Origin of the sequence: Marivirga sp. (genome assembly GCF_024636815.1) — a bacterium.
Taxonomy (GTDB): domain Bacteria; phylum Bacteroidota; class Bacteroidia; order Cytophagales; family Cyclobacteriaceae; genus Marivirga.
This window is the reverse complement of record NZ_JAGXGF010000184.1, coordinates 1-9,034: the sequence shown is the minus strand read 5'-3', so window position 1 is coordinate 9,034 and position 9,034 is coordinate 1. Positions and strand designations below refer to the sequence as shown.

Annotated in this window: 10 protein-coding genes; 5 read left to right on the top strand and 5 right to left on the bottom strand. The window is 34.3% G+C overall.

The annotated features are described in order from the left end of the window. Positions 1 to 675: 675 nt before the first annotated feature. Positions 676 to 2,403 carry a sodium:alanine symporter family protein gene (locus Q0L29_RS13480; protein WP_296622474.1) on the bottom strand — a complete coding sequence of 576 codons (1,728 nt, stop codon included), beginning with the start codon at positions 2,401 to 2,403 and terminating at the stop codon, positions 676 to 678. A 244-nt stretch (positions 2,404 to 2,647) separates the two neighbouring features. Between Q0L29_RS13480 and Q0L29_RS13475 the strand changes: the two genes are divergently transcribed. The 4 genes from Q0L29_RS13475 to truA all read left to right on the top strand — a co-directional run bounded on the left by Q0L29_RS13475 (position 2,648) and on the right by truA (position 5,299). Further along, on the top strand, positions 2,648 to 3,508 hold the full coding sequence (locus Q0L29_RS13475) for a hypothetical protein (protein ID WP_296622472.1): 861 nt from the start codon (positions 2,648 to 2,650) through the stop codon (positions 3,506 to 3,508). Between the two features lie 2 nt (positions 3,509 to 3,510). Next, positions 3,511 to 3,933 (top strand): DUF2141 domain-containing protein, encoded by a 423-nt coding sequence (locus tag Q0L29_RS13470; protein ID WP_296622470.1) that lies wholly within the window; start codon positions 3,511 to 3,513, stop codon positions 3,931 to 3,933. Between the two features lie 109 nt (positions 3,934 to 4,042). Then, positions 4,043 to 4,513, top strand: coding sequence for a hypothetical protein (locus Q0L29_RS13465; RefSeq protein WP_296622469.1), 471 nt, complete (start codon positions 4,043 to 4,045; stop codon positions 4,511 to 4,513). Between the two features lie 6 nt (positions 4,514 to 4,519). Beyond that, positions 4,520 to 5,299: a tRNA pseudouridine(38-40) synthase TruA gene (gene truA, locus Q0L29_RS13460; protein WP_296622468.1), complete on the top strand. Its 780-nt coding sequence runs from the start codon at positions 4,520 to 4,522 to the stop codon at positions 5,297 to 5,299. Positions 5,300 to 5,311: 12 nt separating this feature from the next. Here truA and cysM read toward each other — a convergent pair whose 3' ends face one another. Genes cysM through Q0L29_RS13440 form a run of 4 tightly spaced genes read right to left on the bottom strand, consistent with a single transcriptional unit; the run spans position 5,312 to position 8,824 of the window. Next, positions 5,312 to 6,190, bottom strand: coding sequence for a cysteine synthase CysM (cysM, locus tag Q0L29_RS13455; RefSeq protein ID WP_296622467.1), 879 nt, complete (start codon positions 6,188 to 6,190; stop codon positions 5,312 to 5,314). Position 6,191: 1 nt separating this feature from the next. Further along, entirely contained in the window at positions 6,192 to 7,004 is an 813-nt protein-coding gene (gene epsC, locus Q0L29_RS13450) for a serine O-acetyltransferase EpsC (protein WP_296622465.1), read from the bottom strand. Between the two features lie 3 nt (positions 7,005 to 7,007). Then, positions 7,008 to 8,027, bottom strand: a complete 1,020-nt coding sequence (locus tag Q0L29_RS13445; protein WP_296622464.1) for a pirin family protein — start codon at positions 8,025 to 8,027, stop codon at positions 7,008 to 7,010. A gap of 50 nt (positions 8,028 to 8,077) precedes the next feature. Continuing rightward, a complete protein-coding gene (locus Q0L29_RS13440) occupies positions 8,078 to 8,824 on the bottom strand; it encodes an ion transporter (protein ID WP_296622463.1) in 747 nt (248 codons plus the stop codon). Between Q0L29_RS13440 and Q0L29_RS13435 the strand changes: the two genes are divergently transcribed. Continuing rightward, a partial coding sequence (locus tag Q0L29_RS13435) for a hypothetical protein (RefSeq protein ID WP_296622461.1) occupies positions 8,796 to 9,034 on the top strand: 239 nt, incomplete at its 3' end. The genes Q0L29_RS13440 and Q0L29_RS13435 overlap by 29 nt on opposite strands.

The window sequence follows — 9,034 nt, the reverse complement described above, 5'->3', positions numbered from 1 at the left end:
TTTCCTATCCCACCTCTAAACAGCGATTTTCTTCCTAAAAATTCCTTACAATAGCCCGCTATTGCTTCAGAATTTTTAGTTGAAACTCACTATTTACAGGCGTTCTGAATCCTAAATTAGAATCGAACTCAGGTTATTATTCTATGATCGAAATATTACGCCCTTTCAGGGCTAGGTTGAGTTTTTTAGAAGCGTAGGGCTTCACCCTACGTTAAGATATATCGTCCCTTTGGGACTTTATACATCTATTTTAATAATCAATTTTTAAACTTTAAATTAAAGAATTTGGCAATGTTTTTACAAATACTTTATAGTTTGTTAGTTTTTATTTAATTGTAATTAATATGAAATCCAACTTCTGTGACTCTTTTAGTATGAAACTCATCCAAGATAACTAACGTTTTATCCACATTTGGAATGATTATTTATATTAGTCCTGAAAGGACGTCATTTTCTAACACAGGGTGATAGCCCTGTATGAATAACCTGATACTTACTCAAAAGCCCTGAAAGGGCGAAATAGTTAGTCTCACACATAGCGTTATCAATATTAATCTCATACTCTTTAGAAATGACTTATATTCTTCTTCAAAGGGTTTCCTTCTGTTCAGTAAAAACAAAAAACCACTCAAAATTAATTGAGTGGTTTTGTAAATCTAGTTTTAATTTTAACTCTTATTTAAACTTCGGATGATCTTTACCCGGAAAATTTTCCTCGAAGAAATCTCCGTATTCCCCAATTGTCTTTTTCATGTCTTTTCTAAGCCATAAGATACCAATCAAGTTAGGTATTGTCATTAAGGCTATAGTTATAGCAGATAATGTCCAGATAATGGTAGTATCTTGAAAAGCAGCAAAGAAGAAAGCTACCACATAAACTACTCTATAATAAATCACGGATTTAGGGCCGAATAAGTAAGTCATTGCTCTATCTCCATAATATGACCAGCTGATTGCAGTACTAAAGGCAAATAAAAGTAATCCTATGGATACTATGTATTGTCCCCAATCTCCAAAGAAGCCTCTATTAAAAGCTATTGCGGTTAGTGGTGCACTATGCACTAAGGATTCACCAATGAATTTTAATGATCTATCATCAGATATTTTTCCATTAGTGATGGCTACGGAACCTGTAAATAATTCATCAGTTAACAATCCTTCATCCTTATAAATCATAATGTTATCGGCAAAACTTCTGCTGTGTATAAAGGTAAAATCTTCATTATTTTGGATTTCACCATCTACAACTTCTATTTTTCCTGTATAAGTAGGTAGTTTTTCTTCATCATTAATATGAAGATAAATTTTATTTTTATGTTCCTCATTTGATTCAACATATTGCCTCTCTAAAATTTCTATTTCTGAATATTCGAATTTGTTAACATGTTTTTCGTTCCAAGCACCTGATGAAAGTAACACTAAACCAGTAACCGTACAAATGATAATAGTATCAATAAATGGCTCTAAAATAGCCACCATTCCTTCTGAAAGTGGTTCGTTTGCTTTTGCTGATGCGTGTGCAATTGGTGCAGAACCCTGTCCAGCTTCATTGGAGAAAAGACCTCTATTCACACCTCTATTAAATGCATAAGCAATGTTTGCACCGATGAAACCACCAGTTGCAGCAGAACCAGTAAATACATCACCAAAAATCGCCATTAGTGAAGGAATGATGTTTTCATAATTAAAAAGGATAACTGCAAAAGCACCAATGAAATAAATGATAGCCATAGCAGGCACTAATTTCGAAGTTACTGCGGCAATTCTTTTGATTCCACCTATGATAACTAAAGCTAAAAATACTGCTAATACTGCTCCAGTAAGCATTTGGTCGATTCCAAATGTAGCTAGCATAGTACTAGATATACTGTTGATTTGTGGCAAACTACCAGTTCCAAAGGATGATAAAACCGTTGCAAAAGCAAAGATGGCAGCTAGCCATTTCATGTTCACTTTTTTTCCTTTTAGTGTGAAATTGGCATTTTTCATGTAGTACATCGGTCCACCCGCCATTGTACCATCATCAAGTTTAGTTCTGTATTTATGCGAAAGCGAAACTTCCACAAATTTTGTACACATACCAATTGCTGCGGTAACTAACATCCAAAATAATGCAGCAGGTCCGCCTAAGTGAATAGCGAAAGCAACCCCGGCAATATTTCCAGTTCCTACTGTTCCGGATAAAGCTGTAGCTAAAGCTTGAAAGTGAGAGGTATCACCAGGTAAATCTTTTTTATCAAATTTTCCACTAACGATTTTTAAAGCATGTTTGAAAAACCGTATTTGAGGGAATTTTAGGTAGATGGTAAAAAATAAACCTGTGCCTAAAAGGGCATATGGAAACCAGGTTGCGCTTCCAATAAAACTATCAATAAAGATCAGAAAATTATTTACTTCTTGCATAAAGCTTTTAGTTCAATCAGTTATTTTTTTTTGAGAATGTTGGCAAAACTAACAAATTTTACTTTAGATAACGGATTTGGTAACACTGTTTTTATAATTGGCAATAAGAAATGATGAGTTTGTATTGTTTTACCTAACTTTCTTTGGGTAATTCTTTAATAATTTTAATTCAAATACACATATTTTTCTATTTCGCTGAATTGAGTATATCTTTGGATAAATCTGAAAATCACTTAGACGAACCATGAAGCACTTTTTTATTGTATCCTTATTTCTTGTAATTCCTATGGGAACTCAAGCCCAATTTGAATTGGACAGTTTAAAACAGAAATGGAAAGATGTTGGAAGAGAGTCAATAGAAGGAGTTTATTCCCTATCTGCTAAAAACAGGTCTTACTCTCTTGCTTTGGCTAAAGAAAATGATGTATATAAATTAGTATACATAGAAGGAGGCTTAGAAAATTGGGTTTATGGTGATTTGAAAGGGATGATTGCCAAATCAGAAGAGATGTACGAAGGCAGGTGGAATGCTGGAAAACCAACCAAACCTAATTTAGAGGATATTAAAATTGTGTTCGGTAATAAAAAATTCATCCTCTATTGGTCTGATTGGTCTATTGATGAATTTAAAATGATTTATCCTGAAAAAGCTCAAGAACCAACGGATATGGATAAAGTATTTATGGATGAAGCGTTTAAAAGAGATGAAATATCTATTCCTATCCAATTAAGTGATTCGGGGTCCGTTGAAATTCCCGTAATGATTAATGATGTGTTAAAAATTTATGTAGGCCTGGAAAAAACCTCAAAGGAAGTAATCATTTCAAAAGATATAGCTAAAACATTAATTCAAACCAAAACACTAGGTTACAAAGAATGGAAGGAAGGAAATTATTACCAATTTATAGATGAAAATAAAGCTTTTGAAGCACCACATGTATTTATTTTAAATTCTTTAGCACTAGGCGAAGGACAATTAACTAATCTGGAAGCCGTTATTTCTGAAGACATCTCTAGGTCAATGTTAATTAGCTTTGATGTTTTAGAACGTTTCGGAAAAGTAAACATTGACTTGGAAAAGATGTTGCTTACTATAAAACCTTAATCATGATTTTAAGCCAATATCTTATTTTTTTATTTTCATTTATTGCACAACCTTCAACAGCTACATTAGAATTAGAAATCAGTGAATTTCGAAATATGAAAGGGCATGTATTAGTATCTGTATTTGATAATGCTAATGATTATCCTGATAATGAAGAAAATGCTATTGTCAATAAAAAAGTAAAAGTGATGCAAAAAACGCATTTCATAAATATTGAAAATTTACCTCAAGGCGAATATGCAATAGTATTTTTACATGATGAGAATGGAAATGAAGAAATGGATACTAACTTTGTAGGCGCACCAACTGAAGGATATGGAGCAAGCAATGATGCAGTCAATACTTTTAGCGCTCCAAAATATAAGGATGCGAAATTCCTTTTGGAAGGGGAAAAGAAATCCTTAAAATTGAAAATATTTTACTAAATAGAGCCTATTAGGCAATTACACGAGGATCATTGGTGTGAACCTGAAATTCAGAATCAAATGACTATCCTTTGTGTAAATAAATTTTAGAATCCATATAACTTAACTTATGCGTTTAAATTTTTTATTGATACTTACCTCATTTTTGATTTTTTCTTGCGGACAAAATGATTCACAGAAAAATGATAAAGACCCTCTCTGGGGTTTAGAACAGCAGGTTTTTGAAAATGGAGAAAATATTGATATTGTTGAAATTAATAAATCAATAGAGAAAGCTACCACTATGCGGTTGAGCTGGGCTTATAGTCCAATCACCATAGCCATAAGAGTTGCAGGTCAACAAATGATTAGTCCTGAAGTAAAAATTTTGGCTAAAAGTAAATCAGGAAATGAATTGATCACACATGCAGTAGTGATGATTGAAAAGAAGAATTTGCAGGATGATTCAATTAATGACCAATATTACAGAATTGAATTGAAGTTAGGCGGAAGTATTTGGCAGGTTATGGACATCAAAAAGGCATGGACTTGTAAAGCCAATAGAGGACATAGCGAAGTAAATGCTCAACTTTGTAAATAAATTTCAATGGCTTCCCGTTTCGAATATTTCTATTTAGTTGAGATTCAATATTTGGGTTTCCGCTATCATGGGTGGCAATTTCAACATGGAGTAAGGACCCTCCAGGGAATGCTGGAAAAAACCTTAACTTTCCTTTTTGAAGATGAAAAGTTCAAGATTTTAGGAGCTGGACGTACTGATGCTATGGTATCTGCTCAATCTGCTTATTTTGAATTATTCAATAATCATCAATTGGAATTAGCTGCTTTTCAAAAGGATTTAGATGAAAATCTGCCTGCTGATATAAAAGTTATTAATATCAAAGCTGTTGATAATCAATTCAATATTATTCAAGATGTAACTCAAAAGACTTATCATTATTATTTTGCTCCGGTAAAAGAGAAATATCCTTTTGCTGCGCCTATTATGAATTGTATTCATTTCCCTCTTGATATCTCAAAAATGAAGGAAGCCGCACAACTATTTGAAGGAGAACATGAGTTTAAATACTTTATGGTAGGCGATGCTGAAAATAAAAATACAATTCGCAATATTACGGAGAGTAGGATAGAGGAAAATACAGAATTAACCGCAAGCTTTTTTCCTGAAAAGAGTTTTGTTTTTAAAGTAAAGGGAAAGGGTTTTATGCGATATCAAATTCGCTTAATGATGGGTGCTTTAATTAAGATCGGTAGAAATGAAATTTCCTTGCATGATCTTGAAGATGCCTTGCAAGGAAATCCTCCAAATTTTGATAAGCTAAATGCTGCTGCTTCAGGTTTAATGGTAAAAGAGGTGAAGTTTTAGATTTAGTAGAAGTTATTTAAATAAACCTGAACTCAAATATCGATCTCCACGATCGCAAGTAATGCAAACAATTACACCAGATTCAATTTCTTCAGCAATTTGTAGAGCAGCATATAAAGCACCACCGCTACTCATTCCAGCTAAAATTCCTTCTTCCTTTGCCATTCTTTGGGTCATTTTGGTGGCATCTTCTTCGCTTATATCAATTGTTCTATCTACTCTTTTAGCTTCAAATATTTTTGGTAAAAATTCAGGAGACCATCTTCTGATTCCTGGGATTCTTGAGCCATCTGTGGGTTGAGTACCTACAATTTGGACATTGGGATTTTGTTCTTTTAAATAACGAGAAACGCCCATTATGGTCCCGGTTGTTCCCATAGCAGATACAAAATGGGTGATTTCACCATTTGTGTCATTCCAGATTTCAGGACCGGTTGTTTTATAATGTTGTTTGTAATTATCAGGATTTCCGAATTGATTAAGCATATAATATTCACCTGTTGCCGCCATTTCTTCTGCTACAGTCCTGGAATATTCTATAGTGCCTTCAGCTTTGGTTAAAATCACCTTAGCTCCATAAGCCTCCATAGTTTGAATTCTTTCAGCTGTAGAGTTTTCCGGCATAATTAAGGTCATGTGCAATCCCTTCAATTTGGCAATCATAGCTAAAGCAATTCCAGTATTACCACTAGTAGCCTCAACTAATTTATCTCCTGCTTTGATATCACCTCTCTCCAAAGCAGCACCTATCATCCCCAATGCAGCACGGTCTTTTACACTCCCTCCAGGATTTTGCCCTTCTAGTTTACAGTATATCTTCACATTTTTATTGGTTGGGATATTTTTCAATTCTACTATTGGGGTGTTACCCACTAAATCTTCTACAAACATATTATTTTACATTACTTTTATGTAGATGCTTATTTTCTGAATCATAATAAAGTCTTGAATGAGGCTCCAGGCTTTTTGTTATCCAGCTGTTGCCGCCAATAATACAATGATCACCTATAACAGTTTTCCCTCCTAAAATAGTAGCATTTGCATAAATCACTACATGATTCCCAATAGTTGGGTGCCTTTTTAGACTGGCATTTTCCTTTCGAACACTAGTAGCGCCTAAAGTAACGCCTTGGTAGATTTTTACATAATTGCCTATATCAGTAGTTTCTCCAATTACAATTCCAGTTCCGTGATCTATACAGAAATTGTTTCCAATTTTTGCAGCAGGATGAATATCCACTCCAGTCTTGCTGTGGGCGTGCTCACTTATAATACGGGCAATTAGAACATATCCAGCATTATATATACAATGTGCAATCCTATAGGCTGCAATTGCCTTAAATCCCGGATAAGTTTTCACTACTTCCAATCTGCTTTTAGCTGCTGGATCTCCTTCATATATTGCACTTATATCTATTTCTAAAGCAGACTTAATTTTCACTAAATCATTAAAAAGAACTTCTTCTTCTCCAGGATATTTTTTTTGAAGGCTTTTGCATCTTTTTTCTAAGAGATTATGCCATTCATTTTTTAGTTCCAAATACCGACTTTCCAATTTTGCCTTATCGCAAATTTTTTCATTTCCATAATCAGGAAAAATAAAACCCAATAGAGCCTCATAAAATGATATGATGCTGTCTGGAGAAGGACAGCCCTGCGCATTTTGATGTTCTTTAAAAATACTTTCTAAAAATTTTTCTTGCATGAATCAGTCTTTAATTTCCTCTCTTCCATCTGCATGTATAGCAAATCTGCCTTTGTTTTTATCATGAACATTTTCATAAGAAGGCCATGGCCATCCTCCGAATTCTGTTTTTTGAAACTCCATTATGGTTTCACGCACTTCTGCAGGATAATTCAATACAAATGGTCCATGTTGAACTACTGGTTCGTTAATTGGTTTTCCTTGAAGTAGTAATAATCTTGCTTCTTCATCACCATTTTTCAAGGTGATATCCGCTCTAGCATCCAAATATGCGCTATGGTAATGTGGTAAATCAGTATCGTTCAATTTAAAATCCTTACCCTTAAAGAAATATAAATTTCTATTGATTTTATTTTGGCTTGTTGGTAAGGTGAATTCAGCACCAGGCTCCATTTTGATATGCCAAATTGCGACTTCATTCTCTGGATTTGCTGCCCATGAATCCGGTGCAGGTTTAGGTGCTTTTTCATCACCTAGTTTTCCTGCCATTACCTCGACTTCTGTTGATTTACCATTACTATCCGTATGCTTATACACAGGGATGGTGTCTTTCCAAAGCATGGCAAAGTGAGGATCTACCTTTTTGCTATACCTTGGCAAATTCAACCAAATTTGAAAAAGCTCTAATGGGTTTTCTTCATTTTCCTTTAGTAATGGAAACATCTCCGAATGTTGTACTCCTTTTCCAGCCGTCATCCATTGTACATCTCCGTTACCGAATCGACCCGCAGCACCCAAAGAATCCGAATGGTCCACTAACCCTTTTCTAACAGCCGTAACAGTTTCAAAACCGCAATGAGGATGTGCAGGGAAGCCAGGTACTTTACTTCCATGATACATTCTCCAGCCATCTTTAATAGTGAAGTCTTGTCCTATCATTCTGCCATCCAGAGAAGCCGCAGGTCCTAAATCTTTATTTCCCTTAGGGAAGAAATCCTCATGATGAACACAAAAAAGGAAAGGGTCTTGTGTTTGCCAAGGGAAACTTAATTTTTCTATTTTGTTGATTCCAGCATTTTCCATGAAGCTACAACGATATTTAGGTAATTATTGTTGATGAAAAATAATGTCATTTATGAAACAGGAGGTAATTTTTCTCCACAATTATGACAAAATTTTGCAAAATCACCATGTTGCTTTGCACCACAACTGGTACAACTTCTATTATCGGTTTTAAATCGACTTTTATTCATTTCTGAAGTTACTATTCCAGTGGGTACTGCTATTATACCATATCCCATGATCATAATAAAGGAGGCAACAATTTGACCTAATGGAGTAATCGGGGCGATATCTCCATATCCAACAGTGGTAAGGGTAACTATCGACCAATAAATCCCTTTTGGAATATCAGTAAACCCACTTTCTGGTGGTTCAATTAAATACATAATTGCACCCAAAATAGATACTAAAATTAACACAGTTGCAATAAATAATGTAATCTTCTTTCTACTTGCCAATAGAGCTGTAGAAAGTTGTGAAGCTTCTCCTAAATATTGGGTGAGCTTAAAAATCCTAAAAATTCTCAATAGCCTGAGGCCTCTGATAATCATTAAAGACTGAGCACCAACAAAAACAAAAGCTAATAAAGAGGGTAAGATTGACAGCAAATCTACCATTCCGAAAAAGCTTTTAATATAGTGCAAGGGCTTTTTTACTATAATAATTCTTAAGATATATTCGATAAGAAAAAAACCTGTAAATATCCATTCAGCCCATAAGAAGTAAGTGCCATAATTCAATCGGATCCTACCTACACTTTCTAGTACAACAGCTAAAACACTTAGAAAAATGGCTACTAATAAAATAGCATCAAACATTTTACCCCAAAAAGTATCTGCCTTAAAAATAATTTTGAAGGCTTTTTCTTTCCATTTGGCACTGGTGTTCGTGGCTGTTGCACAACTACCTTTTATAAAAGTTAAAACTACGACTCATTTCCGGGTAATTTCCGTTTTGGAGTTCTGTTATAATCAGGAACTTCCTATACACGGAAAAAACAGATATGAATTGATTTATTTTGTTGTTTA

Excerpts from the sequence above, each read along its gene's own strand:
- epsC (WP_296622465.1), bottom strand. The coding sequence starts at position 7,004 with ATGCAAGAAAAATTTTTAGAAAGTATTTTTAAAGAACATCAAAATGCG.
- Q0L29_RS13475 (WP_296622472.1), top strand. The coding sequence starts at position 2,648 with ATGAAGCACTTTTTTATTGTATCCTTATTTCTTGTAATTCCTATGGGA.
- cysM (WP_296622467.1), bottom strand. The coding sequence starts at position 6,190 with ATGTTTGTAGAAGATTTAGTGGGTAACACCCCAATAGTAGAATTGAAA.
- Q0L29_RS13470 (WP_296622470.1), top strand. The coding sequence starts at position 3,511 with ATGATTTTAAGCCAATATCTTATTTTTTTATTTTCATTTATTGCACAA.
- Q0L29_RS13480 (WP_296622474.1), bottom strand. The coding sequence starts at position 2,403 with ATGCAAGAAGTAAATAATTTTCTGATCTTTATTGATAGTTTTATTGGA.
- Q0L29_RS13440 (WP_296622463.1), bottom strand. The coding sequence starts at position 8,824 with ATGTTTGATGCTATTTTATTAGTAGCCATTTTTCTAAGTGTTTTAGCT.
- Q0L29_RS13445 (WP_296622464.1), bottom strand. The coding sequence starts at position 8,027 with ATGGAAAATGCTGGAATCAACAAAATAGAAAAATTAAGTTTCCCTTGG.
- truA (WP_296622468.1), top strand. The coding sequence starts at position 4,520 with ATGGCTTCCCGTTTCGAATATTTCTATTTAGTTGAGATTCAATATTTG.
- Q0L29_RS13465 (WP_296622469.1), top strand. The coding sequence starts at position 4,043 with ATGCGTTTAAATTTTTTATTGATACTTACCTCATTTTTGATTTTTTCT.